The sequence below is a fragment of the Staphylococcus sp. GDY8P196P genome, from assembly GCF_017891705.1.
Classification (GTDB): Bacteria; Bacillota; Bacilli; order Staphylococcales; family Staphylococcaceae; genus Staphylococcus; species Staphylococcus ureilyticus.
Window position 1 is genome coordinate 457,032 of record NZ_JAESJS010000003.1, and the last position, 17,500, is coordinate 474,531.

Annotated in this window: 15 protein-coding genes; 9 read left to right on the forward strand and 6 right to left on the reverse strand. The window is 32.6% G+C overall.

Annotated elements, in window-relative coordinates:
• The first annotated feature begins 107 nt into the window (after positions 1-107).
• The 6 genes from KA814_RS02145 to KA814_RS02170 all read left to right on the forward strand — a co-directional run bounded on the left by KA814_RS02145 (position 108) and on the right by KA814_RS02170 (position 7,217).
• Complete coding sequence (locus KA814_RS02145) at positions 108-1,076, forward strand: LCP family glycopolymer transferase (protein WP_225792135.1); 969 nt, start codon at positions 108-110, stop codon at positions 1,074-1,076.
• 266 nt (positions 1,077-1,342) lie between these two features.
• Positions 1,343-4,297, forward strand: coding sequence for a formate dehydrogenase subunit alpha (fdhF, locus tag KA814_RS02150; RefSeq protein WP_064209360.1), 2,955 nt, complete (start codon positions 1,343-1,345; stop codon positions 4,295-4,297).
• The gene (locus KA814_RS02155; RefSeq protein WP_019468329.1) at positions 4,297-4,764 is read left to right on the forward strand and encodes a helical membrane plugin domain-containing protein; all 468 of its coding nucleotides are present in this window, start codon (positions 4,297-4,299) and stop codon (positions 4,762-4,764) included. The genes fdhF and KA814_RS02155 overlap by 1 nt, the downstream gene beginning before the upstream one ends.
• Positions 4,765-4,888: 124 nt before the next feature.
• Positions 4,889-5,173 carry a hypothetical protein gene (locus tag KA814_RS02160; protein ID WP_071560236.1) on the forward strand — a complete coding sequence of 95 codons (285 nt, stop codon included), beginning with the start codon at positions 4,889-4,891 and terminating at the stop codon, positions 5,171-5,173.
• A 26-nt stretch (positions 5,174-5,199) separates the two neighbouring features.
• Positions 5,200-5,976, forward strand: a complete 777-nt coding sequence (locus KA814_RS02165) for an N-acetylglucosaminidase (RefSeq protein WP_210122653.1) — start codon at positions 5,200-5,202, stop codon at positions 5,974-5,976.
• 116 nt (positions 5,977-6,092) lie between these two features.
• Positions 6,093-7,217, forward strand: a complete 1,125-nt coding sequence (locus KA814_RS02170) for an FAD-dependent monooxygenase (RefSeq protein ID WP_107521715.1) — start codon at positions 6,093-6,095, stop codon at positions 7,215-7,217.
• Positions 7,218-7,608: 391 nt separating this feature from the next.
• Here the strand turns inward: KA814_RS02170 and KA814_RS02175 are convergent, their stop codons facing one another.
• The 5 genes from KA814_RS02175 to KA814_RS02195 form a co-directional block, all read right to left on the reverse strand.
• On the reverse strand, positions 7,609-8,565 hold the full coding sequence (locus tag KA814_RS02175) for a 2-hydroxyacid dehydrogenase family protein (protein WP_046208476.1): 957 nt from the start codon (positions 8,563-8,565) through the stop codon (positions 7,609-7,611).
• A gap of 163 nt (positions 8,566-8,728) precedes the next feature.
• Entirely contained in the window at positions 8,729-9,046 is a 318-nt protein-coding gene (locus KA814_RS02180) for a DMT family transporter (RefSeq protein WP_046208475.1), read from the reverse strand.
• Positions 9,046-9,366, reverse strand: coding sequence for a DMT family transporter (locus KA814_RS02185; RefSeq protein WP_046208474.1), 321 nt, complete (start codon positions 9,364-9,366; stop codon positions 9,046-9,048). Before KA814_RS02185 ends, KA814_RS02180 begins: the two co-directional genes overlap by 1 nt.
• Before the next feature lie 987 nt (positions 9,367-10,353).
• The gene (locus KA814_RS02190; protein WP_046208473.1) at positions 10,354-10,821 is read right to left on the reverse strand and encodes a CHAP domain-containing protein; all 468 of its coding nucleotides are present in this window, start codon (positions 10,819-10,821) and stop codon (positions 10,354-10,356) included.
• 314 nt (positions 10,822-11,135) lie between these two features.
• Positions 11,136-11,498 (reverse strand): DUF4870 domain-containing protein, encoded by a 363-nt coding sequence (locus KA814_RS02195; RefSeq protein ID WP_046208472.1) that lies wholly within the window; start codon positions 11,496-11,498, stop codon positions 11,136-11,138.
• A 254-nt stretch (positions 11,499-11,752) separates the two neighbouring features.
• Between KA814_RS02195 and KA814_RS02200 the strand changes: the two genes are divergently transcribed.
• Together KA814_RS02200 and nhaC are read left to right on the forward strand one after the other, a co-directional pair.
• Positions 11,753-12,823: an NAD/NADP-dependent octopine/nopaline dehydrogenase family protein gene (locus KA814_RS02200; RefSeq protein WP_064209363.1), complete on the forward strand. Its 1,071-nt coding sequence runs from the start codon at positions 11,753-11,755 to the stop codon at positions 12,821-12,823.
• A 37-nt stretch (positions 12,824-12,860) separates the two neighbouring features.
• Positions 12,861-14,261 (forward strand): Na+/H+ antiporter NhaC, encoded by a 1,401-nt coding sequence (gene nhaC, locus KA814_RS02205; RefSeq protein WP_064209364.1) that lies wholly within the window; start codon positions 12,861-12,863, stop codon positions 14,259-14,261.
• 941 nt (positions 14,262-15,202) lie between these two features.
• On the opposite strand, the gene KA814_RS02210 is transcribed toward nhaC, so the two are convergent.
• Positions 15,203-15,940 (reverse strand): CHAP domain-containing protein, encoded by a 738-nt coding sequence (locus KA814_RS02210; RefSeq protein ID WP_046208469.1) that lies wholly within the window; start codon positions 15,938-15,940, stop codon positions 15,203-15,205.
• A gap of 501 nt (positions 15,941-16,441) precedes the next feature.
• Between KA814_RS02210 and KA814_RS02215 the strand changes: the two genes are divergently transcribed.
• On the forward strand, positions 16,442-17,494 hold the full coding sequence (locus KA814_RS02215) for an LLM class flavin-dependent oxidoreductase (RefSeq protein ID WP_064209408.1): 1,053 nt from the start codon (positions 16,442-16,444) through the stop codon (positions 17,492-17,494).
• Positions 17,495-17,500: the final 6 nt, after the last annotated feature.

Below are 17,500 nucleotides of genomic sequence, written 5' to 3' on the forward strand. Positions count from 1 at the left end.
TAAAATATTAATTATTTAACAATAGGTCTTAAGCACCATGTTCATTAAATAATTTTACTATATAATCTATAATTAATTGAAATAGAAAATCGAATATAGAATGGAGAATGAAAAAGGTGAATCGTTCTAACGAATATAATAAAAAGAAAATGGGGTTGCCCGCAAAAGTATTTTTGTGGTTTTTGGGTTTATTGTTAATTTTAGCAATTTTAGCCGTTGTGTATTTAGGTTTTAAAATATTTTCTGTCGGTGGTGCAATACATAATCCATTGGATAGGGATAAGTCATCTTTGAGGGAAAAAGAAGCCAACCTTAATAATGGAGATCCATTTACGATTGCTTTATTTGGTGTAGATTCAGATGCCAAAAGAGCTGCTAATGGCGGAGGACAGCGTAGTGATACGATTATGGTGTTGTCTATCAACCCAGAGAAGAAATCTACTGAAATTGTGAGTATACCTAGAGATACTCAAGCAGATATCGTAGGTAAAGGTACAACTGAAAAAATAAATCATGCATACGCGTATGGTGGTCCTGACATGGCAGTGAAATCAGTAGAAAAACTATTGAATGTGCCGATAGATCACTATGCAACGATAGACATGGATGGAATGAAAGATATGATAGATACTGTTGGAGGTATTGATGTCACTAGTAACGCTACCTTCTCATATGATGGATTCCAATTTAATGAAGGACAAAAGTCTCGAATGGATGGAAAAGAAGCAATGGCGTTTATAAGAAGTCGTAAAGAAGAAGGCGCTGGTGGCGACTTTGGAAGACAAGAACGTCAACAATTAGTTATACAAGGTCTTGCCAACAAATTGACAAGTATCAGTTCAGTTACGCATTTTAACTCGTTGATGAATCACGTTGAAGATAATGTAAAAACTGATTTGACTTTAGGTGAGTTGAACAAAGTTAGAGGTAATTATAAAGATGCAAATGATAATGTTCACCGCCATCAATTAGAAGGTCAAGGTGGCATACAAGATGATGGTCTATATTATTTTGTACCTAGCCAAAGTTCATTATCTGAAATAGAAAGCGATATAAAAGATAATTTAGGTATCTAATTTAATAAATACACGCAACCACTGTATTGGTTGCGTGTATTTTATTTTTGTCACTAAAATAATAATTTTCAGAGAGAATATTTAACACTATAAATTAAAACTTATATTAAACAGTTAAAAATTAGTGGAAAGCCTTAACATTTCATTGATTTACATATACAATATAAATAACATTACCAAAAAGTGTGGGGCTTTTAAGATGGAATGTTGTCAGACATCTTTGATTCATAAACACGGGCTTTATAAAATTAATAGGGGTGAATAATATGCAAGAACATTTAATTCTTACATTAGATGGCAAAGATTATCTTGTGGAACCCGGCACAAATTTACTACAATTTATTAAATCACAAGATACGTTTGTACCTTCTATATGTTATAACGAATCGCTTGGTCCAATTGAAACTTGTGATACGTGTACAGTAGAAATAGACGGTGTGATGCAACGTGCTTGTAGTACGACGATAGATAGACCAATGATTGTAAATACACAAAATGATAATGTACAAACAAGTCAAAAAGAAGCATTAGATCGTATTTTAGAAAAACACATGCTTTATTGTACAGTATGTGATTATAACAATGGTGATTGTGAGATTCATAATACAATGGATCAGTGGGGTCTCGAACATCAAACATATGAATATAAGGAAAAACCATATGAAAAAGACTATGGGCCTTTCTATCGTTACGACCCAGACCAATGTATTCTTTGTGGAAGATGTGTGGAAGTGTGTCAAGACGTCCAAGTCAATGAAACTTTAACGATTGATTGGGAACGTCAACAACCACGCGTGATTTGGGATAATGATACAACAATTAACGATTCATCATGTGTTGGTTGTGGTCAATGTGCAACTGTATGTCCTTGTAACGCTATGTTAGAAGTAAACATGGAAGGAAACGCAGGCTATATGACAGATTTAGAGCCAGGTTCACTTGCTGCGATGATTGACTTAACTAAAAAAGCAGAACCAGGCTATGGCCCACTATTTGCAGTATCTGATTCTGAAGCGGCGATGCGTGAAGAACGCATCGAAAAAACTAAGACTGTATGTACATATTGCGGTGTTGGTTGTTCCTTTGACGTATGGACAAAAGGAAGAGAAGTATTGAAAGTTCAACCTCAACACGAATCTCCAGCCAACAAAATTGCAACTTGTGTGAAAGGTAAGTTTGGTTGGGATTACATTGATTCAGAGGAAAGATTAACTAAACCATTAGTACGTAAAAATAATCAATTCGAAGAAGTAGAGTGGGATGAAGCATTACAAGTAATTTCTGAAAACTTTAACAAAGTAAAAGCTTCTCACGGATCTGATGGTCTAGCATTTATTTCTTCTTCAAAAGCAACTAATGAAGAATCATATTTAATGCAAAAGCTTGCGAGACAAGTAATTGGTACGAATAATGTCGATAACTGTTCTCGTTACTGTCAAGCACCTGCGACAAAGGGATTATTTAGAACTGTAGGTCATGGTGGTGATTCGGGTTCAATCAACGATCTTGAAATTGCTGATATGGTTGTTTTAATAGGCACAAATACTGCTGAAGCACATCCAGTCATTGCTTCTCGCATTAAGCGTGGACATAAATTATATAACAACACATTAAATGTTTTTGATATTCGTAAACATGAAATGGCAGAAAGAGCTGACAACTTCTATCAACCTAAACCTGGTACTGACTTAGTTTGGTTATCAGCGGTGACAAAATATATTATAGATAATGACTTGCATGATAAAGCATTTGTAGATGAATGGGTAAATGGCTTCGATGAATATCATAAGTCTTTAGCACCATTTACGATGGAATTTGCCGAAGATACAACAGGTATTTCAAAAGAAGCACTCATAGATTTTGCACATCAAATGGTTAATGCTGAAACAGTGTCAATTGCGTGGGCTATGGGTGTCACACAACAAGATATTGGTAGTGACACGTCTACAGCAATTTCCAACTTATTATTAGCAACAGGCAATTATAGAAAACCAGGTACTGGTGCATATCCGCTTCGTGGTCACAACAACGTACAAGGATGTAGTGACATGGGTAGCATGCCTGATCAATTCCCTGGTTACCAAAAAGTAGCAGACGATGAAATTCGTGCAAAATTTGAAAGAGAATATGGTGAAACATTACCGAGTGTTCCTGGTAAAGATAATCACCAAATGATGGAAGGTATTCACGCAGGTGAAATTGACGCATTGTATTTATATGGTGAAGATACAGGTATTGTTGATTCAAATATCAACTATGTACAAGCTGCACTAGAAAAAGTTGGTTTTTTAGTCGTACAAGATGAGTTTTTCACTTTCACTGCTTCATATGCAGATGTAGTTTTACCAGCATGTCCTTCACTAGAGAAAACAGGTACATTTACGAATACTGAACGCCGTATCCAACGTTTATATCAAGCCCTTGAACCTAAAGGCGAATCTAAACCAGATTGGGTCATTATTCAAGATGTAGCTAGAACACTAGGTTATGATTGGAATTACACGCACCCAAGTCAAATTATGGACGAAATTGCTAAACTGACACCATCTTATTCGGGCGTGAACTATGACAGATTAGATGGTTATAATAGTTTACAATGGCCTGTGGCTGAAGATGGCACGGATCAACCAACATTGTATTTAGATGGATTTAACTTTGAAGATGGTAAAGCGAATTTCTATCCTTTAACTTTCGATAATTTCTTTAAAGTGAATGAAAAATATGATTTACATGTAAATAACGGTCGTTTATTAGAGCATTTCCATGAAGGAAACATGACTTATAAAGTACCAGGTCTTGCATATAAAGTCCCTCAACCATTCGTAGAAGTATCTCCAGAACTAGCACAAGAAAGAGATATTCATGAAGGGGCAGAAGTTAAGTTGATTTCAGATAGTGGTGAAGCTGAACTAATTGCACATGTCACTGATAGAGTAAAAGGCAAAGAAATTTATATTCCACTTAATAACAATGCAATGATAAATGGTGATCAAGGTGCGATTAACTTATTGACGAACAGTGATGTGGATAAAGATACAGACACACCTTCTTATAAGCGTACAAGTTGTCGTATGGAAGTTAAAACACGTAGAGGAAAATCACCATTAAACCCTACAAACTTCCGAGTAGATAAACAAAGACAACCACAATATAGCGTACGTGTTGAAGACAAATGGAAACGTGATGATTACACTTTCCCAGGAAGTCAGGTGAATAAATAATGGCTGAGAGAATAACGAAAATTAAGCGCATGCAAAAGTCTGAAGAACAAATCAAACAAGAAAGTTTAGCAGAAGTAACAGATGCAATTGCAGCAAATAAAGATAGTATCATGAAAGCTATTAACATTATTAGCACGTTGGACGATGCTAAGATACTAGATGCAGTATCAGGTATGGTCAATAGTCGAGGTGTTATCGCTAATAAATTCGCAGTTGAATTAAACAAAGAACAATACACAGGATTGATTACAAATATGGCATCACTTGTTTTCCTTTTAGGTGATTTGAATGTCAATGACTTGAGCATTATGTTAAATAAAGTAAATAAAGGATTAAGTGTTGCAAATCAAGCTAGTCCAAACCAAAAAACATCTATCACTGGCTTAATGAGTGTACTGAGAGATGACGAAATGAATCGTAGTTTAACTTATATGTTAAATATGCTCAGAGGCATGTCTAGATCATAAAATGAAGTGTATATATTGATGAAAAAAGCCCTTATTGTGAATTTTTATTCACATGAGGGCTTTTTTGCTATGATAAATGACATATTGAAAATTAAGTAAATATGATACAATTTCAATAAACAGAATGATTTACTTAGAATATGATTACAAGGAGTGGAGTCTTATCAATCCGAAATTAATTAAAATCATGGCTATTATTTCAAATGTATTTTTAGTCATTGGTATTATATTTTTAATCACTTTAAATATTGCGATGGCGATTACAATGTTTGTTGTTTCATTGGCAATTAGCTTAGTGATTTTCAACACATTGTTTAGAAATCGAAAAGGCATGCGTATTGCAATTAATGTTTCCTTTATAATTGTACTTATTGCGATTATTTTTGCCTATTTCACATTGACTCAATAAAATGCAATGCAGGGAGATTTTAAAATATGAACGAGCGTGTTAAGCAACGTATACCGTTGATATTATTAATATTAATTATTGTTATATTTGCTATTTTATTAATAATAAATGAAACATCTTTATTTGAAAAACAAAGAACACATACCTTTAATGAAGCGGTAGATAAGCAAGTAAGTTCAGACGCATTAAATATGAAAGAACAGGAAGGTAAATTCATTAAAGCTACTACTACAGATGTGAAAAAAGCAATGGAGGTTAATAGTGATCAAGATGATTTAAACCATATGGATATTTCTGAAAAGGTATCTATGTCTGAAGCTGAAATAAATAAAATTTTAAAAAATAAAGGTGTATTAAAAGGGAAAGGTAAAACTTTTCTAGAAGCACAAGATAAGTATGAGGTTAATGTTTTATATTTAGTGAGTCATGCCTTAGTTGAAACAGGTAATGGTAAATCGGAATTAGCTAAAGGCATTAAAGATAAAAGTGAAAGGTATTATAATTTTTTTGGTATAGGTGCATTTGATGAAAATGCTGTACATACTGGTAGTAGTTTTGCAAAGAAACAATCGTGGACATCACCTGAAAAAGCAATTATGGGTGGGGCCAAATTTGTAAGAAAAAATTACTTTGATAATAAACAAATCTCACTTTATCAAATGAGATGGAATCCTAAGACACCAGGTGAACATCAATATGCAAGCGATGTGGATTGGGATGATAATATCGCTTGGTTTATGAAACATTTTTATAAAAATTTAGGCATTAAAAAAGATGACATTAACAAAGATTATTACTTGTAGTTGGATTATAGAGTATTGCAATCGCAATTTTTACAAGCTTTATTTAAGTTTTGTTATGTTATGATACAAATGTGAATATAATATTAAAAGATTAGGGAAAGTTGGAGTGAATAAAGATGAAAATAGCCATCGTTGGTGCAGGTATAGGTGGTTTAACTGCAGCAGCTTTATTAATAGAGCAAGGTCATGATGTAAGTGTATTTGAAAAAGAGGATACAGTATCTGAATTAGGTGCTGGTATTGGCATTGGTGGTAATGTCATTGAGAAATTGAATGGTTATGATTTGGCAAAAGGACTTAAAAACATTGGACAAGTCATCGATATGATGGAAGTTCGAGATGATAAAGACAAACTATTATCAAAACTTAAGTTGAAAAAAAATACAGTTAATTTAACGATGTCACGTCAAAGTTTATTAGAAGTGATTAAATCTTATGTACCGGATAGCGCAATTTTCACCAATCATAATGTGACAGGAATTGAAAATGGGGATTTGAAAGTAACCTTACAATTTTCCGAGCAAACTTCACAATCATTTGATTTATGTATCAGCGCTGATGGTATCCATTCAAACATAAGGCAAGCAATAGTGCCAAATAGTAAGCCAATTTATCAAGGATACGCAGTATTCAGAGGCTTAGTTGATGATATTGATTTAAAAGATAACAATGTTGCTAAAGAGTTTTGGTCTACAAAAGGTAGAGTAGGCATTGTACCATTATTAAATAACCAAGCTTATTGGTTTATTTCAATTTCTGCCAAAGCCCATGATTCTAAGGTTCATGCTTTTGCGAAGCCACATTTACAGGCAAGATTTAATCATTTTCCTAATGAAGTCAGACAAATATTAGATAAGCAAAGTGAAACAGATATATTATTACATGATATGTATGATTTAAACCCATTGAAATCGTTTGTTTATCAACGTGTTGTACTTCTAGGTGATGCTGCACATGCAATGACGCCAAACATGGGGCAAGGTGCTGGCCAAGCGATGGAAGATGCTATTGTTTTAGCGAATTGTATGCAATCATATGATTTTGATTTAGCCTTAGAACGCTATAATAAATTGCGTGTAAAACATACAAAAAAAATAGTGAAACGTTCTAGAAAAATAGGAAAAACTGCTCAAAGAACAAATAAATTCGTCGTGAAAGCGAGAAATAAAATTGCTAAAATTTTACCTGATCGATTACTTTCAAATCAGACAAAATTCATTTATAAGTCGAAAGCAAAGTAAAACATAAACATTGGCCAAAGCCTCAACATCACAAAACGTGTAAATGTAATTCGGAAAAATTATATTTACACGCTTTTTAATATCAAAATGTACTATTATTAGATAACTTTTCTAAGGTAATAATCTAGTTTGTTATTTTCAGTGATTCAATTATGTCAGCTAGAACGATCCGCTAACATAAAAATATTTTAAATTTTTATTGAATCATCAACTTTGCTAATAGAAAAAACACTTTCGTACTGTTCATTTTAAATGAATTCTACGAAAGTGTTTTTATTTTAATCCCATTGATATAGGGCAATTTATATTTGATTTAATAAAAATTGATGTTTAAACATGAGTTAAAAATGAGTGATGTCGCTGCATTGTTATTTTGTTAAATTATCAATGATTAATTAACGACAAATTTAGGTTCATCACCATTAAGTTTACTTATTGTGTCATTTGCTACAATTTTTGACATCATATCACGTGATTCAAACGTAGCATTACCAATGTGTGGCGTAATGACAACATTCTCTAATGATTTCAGTTCATCATTAATTTCAGGTTCAAATTCAAACACATCTAATGCTGCACCTTCGATGTCTTTATTTTTTAATGCTTCTACTAGAGAGGCTTCATTTACGATAGGGCCTCGAGCTGCATTAATAAGATAACTTGTTGGTTTCATTGACTTGAATTGTTCTGTGTCAAAGAGATGGTGTAAATCTGGATTATATGCAGCATTAATTGTAATGAAATCTGAGTGCTGTATGAGTGTGTCAAAATCAACATATTTAGCACCAATTTCACGTTCTTTATCAACTTTTTGATGAGGACCTGTGTATAGTACATTCATATCAAATGCTTTGGCACGTTTTGCCACTGCACTTCCAATTTCTCCTAAACCAATAATACCTATTGTTTTACCAGAAACTTCTCTACCACGGAAGAATAATGGTGCCCATCCGTCAAATCCAGTTGTACGACATAATTTATCGCCTTCAGGGATGCGTCTTGCAACTGCCAATACAAGTGCGAAAGTTAATTCGGCAGTAGAGTTTGTTGATGCTTTTGGTGTATTGGTTACATCAATTTGCTTTTGACGTGCATGTTTAATGTCTACATTATTGAAACCAGCACCATAGTTTGTGATGATTTTTAAGTTTGAGCCTGCATCAATCACATCTTTATCAACATTAGTAGATAGAAGACTGATTAAAGCGTCGGCATCTTTAACACCTTGAATCAATGTTTCTTTATCAATAATTCCTTTACCTTCATACATATCAACTTCATAACCTTGTTCTTTTAGCAAGTTATACCCTACTTCTGGTATTGGGCCTGCAATAAATACTTTTACCATATATAATCACTTCCTTTACTTAAAGTATAGTAAATTTCATATAAGTAAACAAACTTTTACATTGCTCTCAATTCAAACAAAGTAAATATCACTTGTGATTATCATTGTAGCGTTATATAAGCATTTTATTTTAGTAGATACTGTACTAAATTTAAAAGTTACGTTAACCAACGATTTTCAAACCAACAATTGCTAAAACAATGACAACAATAAAGAAAATACGCTTGATATTTTTAGATTCATTATAGATAAGCATGCCAGCTAGCGTGCCTCCACCTGTACCTATACCGCTCCATACTGCGTAAGCCGTTCCCATAGGTATGCCCATTGTCATTGCTAGTTTAAGTGTGCTAAAACTACAAATAAAGGCAACTGCTAAAAGCACTACGAACAGTTTCTTTTTAGTACGAGCAATTTCATTTAGAATAATGACACCAACAACTTCTAATAAACCTGCCATAAATAGTATCATCCATGCCATTATTGTTCAGCCTCCTCTGTAGTTAATTTAAGACCGATAATTCCTATAACAAGTAAGATAACTAATGCTATTTTCATAATGTTAAAATGATCACCGAAAATTATCATATCAACCAGTACTGTTCCAATAGCACCAATACCTACAAATACAGCATAAACAGTACCAACAGGTAATGACTTACAAGCTGAAATGACTAAATAGAAACTCAAAATTAAGATAATAATCGTACCGGTCCAACTCAAAAATGAGTCAGCAGAGTTTAACCCAGTAACCCATAATATTTCTATAATCCCTGCCAAGATAACTTTAAACCACTGCATTTGCTTTAACCTCCTTTTTACATGAAACGCTACTATTTTCTCAAACTTTTAATTAGCCTGCAATATGTAAGCGTTAATTCAATATAAAAGGGTCTGGTATATACAGTACTTTGACAAGTGAAAAGTCAATTTTTATTGAAATCATATAGAAATTGCCTTTTTAAATATGGTTTTAGTTATAATTAGCTCATTGAGTCGTTACTTTTCTTTTATTAAATACCATTAATATAAAGAAATAATGATTATAATAGGACAATTGTTTTAGGATTTACTCTAAAATGATTTATTGGTTTATAAAAAGGCGGTTGATTTTGTGAGAGTCACATCATTCAGCTACGATCATTAAGCAATTTTTCTATTTTACGACTAGAGAATGATATTATGTGTACATATATATAGTGATTTTTAATCTCTTGTTAGTATTATATTGCACCACAAGATGTTTAAATGCATCGAATACATTTTCAGGGATTGTTTTATCGGTTTCATTCATTAATATGTCGTGGCATATCATTTGTGAGAAAATGAACTGAAGTTTCCATTGGTAGTGTTTGTAGAGTCAAGTTATAATCTTATACATATATCGCTCGTTAATTTAATAGTGGCTATTAAATGATACGTATAAATCTTATTTTTTGAATGACAAAATATAAGTTGTATCGATTTTGTTATGTACTAACGCCCGTGGGAATCCGTATGAGTGAGAGACGACAGGCTCGCACAATCCCCTAGTCAACTACGCACAGTCAAAATCTTAAAATTTTAAATATAAAGAGGACCAATCCATATTAAGGATTGGTCCTCTTATTTTAAGAATGGGGATTTATGTCCCAGACGCTTATATAAGTTACTACTTGTTATTAAAAACAGATTGTTATTGACATTTTTAATATAAATAACTGTATTTATCATACGCATAAAATCATGAAATAAGTATAAGACCTTATGTTTTGTATGACTCCCAATCGTGATGACTTAATGACAATATTAGTTTAAGTGAATATAGTTATATGAACTAGCTTCACCAGCTGAAATTGTACGTTCACTTACTGAGAATGGTCCACCATTATAGTTCATTTCAGAAACATTAACCGAACCATCACTGTTTACATTTTCAACATATGCTACATGGCCCATGCTACCTTCACTAGATTGTAAGATAGAACCTGCTTCTGGAGAATTATTAACTGTATATCCTGCTGAAGATGCTGCAGATGCCCAATTATTTGCATTTCCCCATGTAGAGCCGATTTGACCACCTGTTTTATCAAATACATACCATGTACATTGTCCAGCAGTGTACAAGTTTGCACTTGATCCTGATGTAGCTTGAGTAGTGTTTTGGTTAGCTTGAGTAGATTGTTCAGCTGCGTTTGCTTCATTTCCGTGATCTAAACCTACAATTGCTGCGCCGATACCTGCTGTTAATGTTGTTGCTGTTACTATTTTTTTCATAATAAAAAAGTCCTCCCAAAATTTAATTCATCTATTATTTTAATAAAATTTATTTTTATAATTACTGCGTTAGTTTCAACGACAATTTATACAATAACAGAAGATTATCACTTTGTGTGGAATGTTACGTATTTGTAAAACAATTAAAAAGACCTCACATATTGTTGTAATAAACAACACGTGAGGTTACAAAAGCAAATATTGTTGTAATATAGTATAAATTGCACAAGTATAAGGTTTAACACGATTATCAACACATATACTAAATTTGTATATTACAGAAGGTGTAAAGAATCACAAAATTTTGATATAAATTATTTGAAAAATCTAATAGATAACGGAGGTAAATAATCTTCGCCATTATATGCTTTTACGGCTGCTACTATTGTAAAAATAAAATTTAAAATTGCGAAAATAGGAAATAAAATAAAGCCTATGAGAATAAACATCAAAATAGTTGAAACGGTTAGCCAGATAACATATGAAATTAGAAAATTAAAATAGTTTTTACCAGCTCTATCAACAAATGCAGAATCTTCACGTTTAATAAGCCAAATGACTAGTGGCGCTAAAAATGTAGTGAAAAAACTAAGCACATAAATTAATGTAGCCATCAATCTTGCATCACTATTAGGTTCTTGATTTAATACTTCACGATTTGCGTAATCTTCAGTCATTATTATTCCTCCTTTTAATTTACTATTACTATAACAAAACCCAAAATGAGTTGTACATTATTTGAAAAATTTTATAAAAAGCCTGTTTACAAAGTGGCGATATTGTTAAAATATAGAAATGCACTTAAGTACCTTTAAATTGAGAAAATTAGATAGGTTGTATACCAGTGTTTATCATTTTTCTTAATAGGTTATACATGAGAGTAATGTTTAATACGAAAAAAAATTCAATGTTTAAAGAAAGAAGGGTGTTTATGAAGATAGCTATTGTAGGGTCAGGTAATGGTGCTGTTACTGCAGCACTTGATATGGTTAATAAAGGACATGAAGTCAAGTTATATTGTAGAAATCAGTCTATAGATAAATTTGACAAAGCCATTGAACAAGGTGGATTTACATTTAATAATGAAGGTGAAGAAACCTTCGTAAAATTTACTGACATAAGTGATGATATGGAATACGTGCTTGAAGGTGCTGATGTTATACAAGTTGTGATACCATCATCATTTATTGAACATTATGCGCACACAATGGCGCCATTTATCAAAGCGAATCAGTTAATTTTCTTTAATATTGCTGCTGCAATGGGATCAATACGTTTTATGAATGTGTTAGAAGATATGCATATTGATGTAATGCCAAAGTTTGCAGAAGTAAATACATTAACTTATGGTACGCGTGTCGATTTTGAAGCAGCACGTGTCGATTTATCTTTAAATGTTAGAAAAGTACATTTTTCAACATATGATAAAGAAGAGTTAAGTGATAGCTTTGATACAATTGAGCAGTTATATCCTCATATTGTAAAAGAAGAAAGTTTATGGAAAACAAATTTAGAAAATGGTAATCCTGAAGTTCATCCAGGACCAACATTATTAAATGTAGGAAGAATAGATTATGCTGATGAATTTGCGTTGTATGAAGAGGGAATCACAAAACATACTGTGCGTTTATTACATGCAGTAGAGTTAGAGAGACTAACACTAGGGCGAAAATTAGGATTTGAGTTATCTTCTGCAAAAGAAGCTCGAATTGAACGTGGTTATCTAGAAAGACAAGATGAAGATGAACCACTCAATCGTTTGTTTAATACGAGTCCTGTATTTTCTCAAATTAAAGGACCTAATCATGTAAAAAATCGTTATTTAACAGAAGATATTGCATATGGTTTAGTGCTTTGGTCAAGTTTAGGAAGAGAAATTGATGTGCCAACACCTAACATTGATGCGATTATCATTATTGCATCAACAATTTTAGAACGTGACTTCTTTGAAGAAGGATTAACGATAGATGAGTTAGGAAAAGATAAGTTAGGATTGTACTAATTATAATATTCATTCATATAAATAAGGGGAAATGTGTATGAAAAGACAACCAACTTTTTTAGAATCTATTTCAACAATCATAGTGATGATTATTATTGTAATAACTGGTTTTGTTGTGTTTGATATTCCAATTCAAGCATTACTTATTCTTTCTTCAGCTTATGCTGCAATTATTGCGAGACGCGTAGGTTTAAAATGGAAAGATTTAGAAGAAGGGATTACTAATCGTTTAGCGACTGCTATGCCAGCGATATATATTATATTATCTGTAGGTATTATTGTGGGTACTTGGATGTATTCGGGAACAGTGCCTGCACTGATTTATTATGGCTTAGAATTTTTAAATCCTAATCTGTTTTTAGTATCCGCATTTATTATTTGTGCAATTACATCAGTTGCTACTGGTACTGCGTGGGGGTCAGCATCTACAGCAGGCATAGCGCTGATGGCGATAAGTGCACAATTAAATATTCCAGCTGGTATGGCAGCAGGTGCGATTATTGCAGGTGCAGTTTTTGGTGATAAGATGTCACCACTATCAGACACGACTAATTTAGCAGCACTAGTTACTAAGGTGAATATCTTCTCGCATATAAGAGCGATGATATGGACAACGGTTCCAGCGTCTATCATCGGATTAATTGTGTGGTATTTTGCCGGTTTACAATTTAAAGGTAATGCGAATACTTCACAAGTTAATGCGATGCTTAAGGAACTATCAACGATTTATAACATTAACTTTTTCGTATGGTTACCGTTAATCATTATTATTGTATGCTTGTTGTTTAAAATTTCAACAGTGCCATCGATGTTAATCTCTAGTGTCAGTGCGATTGTTATCGGTGCATTTAATAATGGTTTTAAAGTGACAGATGGCTTTAAAGCAACATTTGATGGTTTTAATAAAAGTATGGTACCAAATTTACATGGCTCATTATCCGAAAAAGCGATTAATTTAATAGAACAGGGCGGTATGATGAGTATGACAGAAATTGTAGTCACGATCTTTTGTGGCTATGCTTTTGCTGGTATTGTGGAAAAAGCAGGATGTTTAGATGTAATCTTGAAGAAAATATCTAGTAATATTAATTCTGTAGGGACTTTAATTCTTGCTACAGTTGTAGGTGGATTAATGATGGTGTTAGCTGCAGGCGTTGCTTCTGTAGTGATAATCATGGTCGGTGTATTAATGATGGATATGTATAATAAAATGGGCTTGGATCGTTCAAATCTATCTAGAACATTGGAAGATTCAGGTACAATGATTATACCATTGATACCTTGGGGAACATCTGGTATTTATTATACCCAACAATTAGGCGTTTCTGTCGATCAATTCTTTATTTGGGCAGTGCCTTGTTATTTATGTGTCTTTTTTGCAATATTTTATGGATTTAGTGGTATTGGCATCAAGAAAGCTAAAGTTAGCGAAGGATAAAAGTAATATAGTAACATTGTGATAATAAATTAAGAAAAAAGTAGTAATGTATTCAAGTTGCAAACTTGTTTATATTACTACTTTTTTAGATAGATTTAAGTGGAATTATTAATAATATGTTTATGAGATAGCTAATTCGGCTAAACAAAACTATGGATGAGGTGGTTCCGTATTGAGTTTAGTAATTATTGTAGCGATATTACTTTATGTTATAGGAATACATCAATATTTCAATATAGGTAAAGATTTTAAATATCCTTCTATTATCTATTTATAGTCGGTTTTATATTGTATATTGTAGCGATGGTACAGTATAAAGCCGATTTATGTTAACAATACACAAATGATATATGTATAGTTATACTTGCATAAATCATAATTTAAATGGTTTTAATTCTCTAAATTAAATTAATCTATGATGGTAGTGTCATGTTATTTTTACAATGATACAAGTGAGTATTATATTGCTAATTTTAGATATAAGCTGATGCATCATTGAAGATTTATCACTTTAAAAGTGTACATAAAAGATGACTAGAATTGATAAAAGTACCAAATGGTGACCTAAGTTCCAGTCATCTAAGATGATATGAAACATACTAAGATTGCTTCAAAACTAATCTTAGTATGTTTTTTTATATTTTAAAGCGTATGTGTTGATGATCGTTGATGTAGCTGGATTGTGATAAAATACAGGTTTCCAACTTAGTAATTATACACACTATATAAATTTCATATAACTTCTAAGTCCGTATCACTTTGCCAAATCGCTAATATTGGTATGTATTAGAAAAAACAATACTAATTAAATATATCTAGAATAATTGTAAGTGATATTATCCAGTTAAAATCTAAAAGTGAAATAAAAAAGCAGCAATTTCTATATCGTTTCAATAGAAATTGCTGCTTGATTATGTCTAGCTATTTTTATGTGCTAACATTTAGTGAATGTAGTTATAGCTTGAAGCTTGGCTAGCTGAAATTGTACGTGAAGTAACAACACCAGGACCTTGACCATAGTTCATTTCAGATACACGGATTGAACCGTCGCTGTTTACACTTTCAACATATGCTACGTGTCCCATAGCACCAGTTGAAGATTGTAAGATTGAACCTTGTGAAGGTGAATTGTTTACTGTGTAACCTGAAGCAGCTGCAGCGCTTGCCCAGTTGTTAGCGTTACCCCAAGTTGAACCGATTTTACCACCGACTTTATCAAATACATAATAAGTACATTGGCCAGAAGTATATAGGTTGTTAGAAGAACCTGAAGTGCTAGAAATAGAACTTGATGAACTTGATGGCGCGCTTGTTGTAGTTACTTTGATGTTACGGTCTGAAGTTGAATTTGAAGCAGCTCCACCGCCACCAGTTGTATTATTATTAGCTGTATATGATTGAGTAGCGTTACCATATGTAGAACCATAATTACTGCTTTGACCATTACTTGCATAGCCATTGTTATTTGAATGAGCTTGGTCTGCTTGGCTTGGATTCCAATTACCTTGCCAAGTGTAGTGGTAATTACCTTGTTGATCTATTGTATATGAATAGCTATAAGAAGTTGGGTCATTAGGGTTATAACCATTATTATTTTCAGCAGCATCTGCTTCGTTTTGTGCAAATGCGAAAGTAGCGATTCCTGCAGTAGCGATTGTAGCTGTAGCGATTTTTTTCATTGTAAAATATCCTCCTAATAATTATAAAGCATTTAATTTATTATCTCAGTCTCTAAATGACAATAGTTTAAAATATTTTTTTTCGTTGTTTTTTAACGACAAGCAATACTTTATCAGATAATGGTCGGTTTGTGTGCAATGTTATCATTTTGTAATTTAACTTTAATAATTAATCGTTAGATGTAACAAATAACATTAGTTTTATATAGTTCTCAGCGCCCATTGTTATCACATTTTAATGATTTCATGTGTAATCTTGCACTCTAATTTATTACAAATCTGTAAAATAACAGAAAATTACAAATGCTAACAAATGCTAAAATTTAGTTATTTAAATAATATATTATTTTCTAAAGTTAGAGATTATTTATTTTTTGAAAGAATTGAGAGTAATTTATACAAATACCGCTGTAATGTTCATGAGCAATGCTATTGACAGTTTATTTGAAAGGTTTTAAGATAATGAGTATAAAAAATATACTTGGTAAGCGAGGTGAATTAATGAAAATTGAGATTGGCTTAACATCATTTGCTGATAATAGTGAAATTTTCACCGATAAAGGTGAAACATCTGCAATTAGCAATGCTCAGAGAATAAGAAATATCATAGAAGAGATTGAAATTGCAGATGACTATGGTCTTGATGTTTATGGGTTAGGAGAGCATCATCGACCTGATTATGCCGTTTCTGATCCTGTTACAGTCTTAGCTGCAGCGTCTAGAAATACAAAGCAAATTAAATTGAGTAGTGCTGTAACTGTGCTATCCTCAGATGATCCTGTAAGAGTTTATGAAAGGTTCTCAACATTAAATGCAATTTCAAATGGTCGTGCCGAAATAATGGTAGGAAGAGGTTCATTTATAGAATCATTTCCACTATTTGGGTATAACTTAAATGATTATGAACAATTATTTAATGAAAAGATTGAATTATTAATGCAAATTAATCAAAATGAAATTGTAAATTGGACCGGTCAACTGAGACCCAATATACAAAATTTAGGTGTCTATCCTAGAGTTGAGCATGGTATTTTACCTATTTCTATAGCTACAGGTGGAACACCTGAATCTTCATTGAAAGCAGGAGCATTAGGATTACCCATCACTTATGCTATAATTGGCGGTGACCCCAAAAGATTCCGCAGAAATATTGATATGTATAAATCGATAGCCGAATCCTATGGTCATGATGTGAAAGAATTACCGATTGCTACGCATTCTTGGGGGTATATTGCTGAAACGGATGAACAAGCTTTTCGTGAATTTTTCCCTTCAGTAAAAGCAAGCCATGATGTATTAGCTAAGGAACGTGGCTGGCCACTATATGATGAAAATAGTTTCATTCGTGAAGCAGGCCCGAATGGTGCATTATATGTTGGAAGTCCGGAAACTGTGGCTAATAAAATTATTGAAACTGTTGAAACACTAGGTTTATCTCGCTTTATGTTGCATACACCTGTAGGTTCAATGCCACATGAGCATACAATAAACACCATTAAATTATTGGGTGAGCGGGTAAAACCTATTGTAGATAAATATTTTGAAAACAAATAGAAGGAG

What these genes read in the sequence shown, in the direction of transcription:
- nhaC (WP_064209364.1), top strand. Translation starts at nt 12,861, where the DNA reads ATGAAAAGACAACCAACTTTTTTAGAATCTATTTCAACAATCATAGTG.
- KA814_RS02200 (WP_064209363.1), top strand. Translation starts at nt 11,753, where the DNA reads ATGAAGATAGCTATTGTAGGGTCAGGTAATGGTGCTGTTACTGCAGCA.
- KA814_RS02175 (WP_046208476.1), bottom strand. Translation starts at nt 8,565, where the DNA reads ATGGTAAAAGTATTTATTGCAGGCCCAATACCAGAAGTAGGGTATAAC.
- KA814_RS02165 (WP_210122653.1), top strand. Translation starts at nt 5,200, where the DNA reads ATGAACGAGCGTGTTAAGCAACGTATACCGTTGATATTATTAATATTA.
- KA814_RS02190 (WP_046208473.1), bottom strand. Translation starts at nt 10,821, where the DNA reads ATGAAAAAAATAGTAACAGCAACAACATTAACAGCAGGTATCGGCGCA.
- fdhF (WP_064209360.1), top strand. Translation starts at nt 1,343, where the DNA reads ATGCAAGAACATTTAATTCTTACATTAGATGGCAAAGATTATCTTGTG.
- KA814_RS02210 (WP_046208469.1), bottom strand. Translation starts at nt 15,940, where the DNA reads ATGAAAAAAATCGCTACAGCTACAATCGCTACTGCAGGAATCGCTACT.
- KA814_RS02145 (WP_225792135.1), top strand. Translation starts at nt 108, where the DNA reads ATGAAAAAGGTGAATCGTTCTAACGAATATAATAAAAAGAAAATGGGG.
- KA814_RS02195 (WP_046208472.1), bottom strand. Translation starts at nt 11,498, where the DNA reads ATGACTGAAGATTACGCAAATCGTGAAGTATTAAATCAAGAACCTAAT.
- KA814_RS02215 (WP_064209408.1), top strand. Translation starts at nt 16,442, where the DNA reads ATGAAAATTGAGATTGGCTTAACATCATTTGCTGATAATAGTGAAATT.
- KA814_RS02170 (WP_107521715.1), top strand. Translation starts at nt 6,093, where the DNA reads ATGAAAATAGCCATCGTTGGTGCAGGTATAGGTGGTTTAACTGCAGCA.
- KA814_RS02160 (WP_071560236.1), top strand. Translation starts at nt 4,889, where the DNA reads ATGATTTACTTAGAATATGATTACAAGGAGTGGAGTCTTATCAATCCG.
- KA814_RS02180 (WP_046208475.1), bottom strand. Translation starts at nt 9,046, where the DNA reads ATGGCATGGATGATACTATTTATGGCAGGTTTATTAGAAGTTGTTGGT.
- KA814_RS02155 (WP_019468329.1), top strand. Translation starts at nt 4,297, where the DNA reads ATGGCTGAGAGAATAACGAAAATTAAGCGCATGCAAAAGTCTGAAGAA.
- KA814_RS02185 (WP_046208474.1), bottom strand. Translation starts at nt 9,366, where the DNA reads ATGCAGTGGTTTAAAGTTATCTTGGCAGGGATTATAGAAATATTATGG.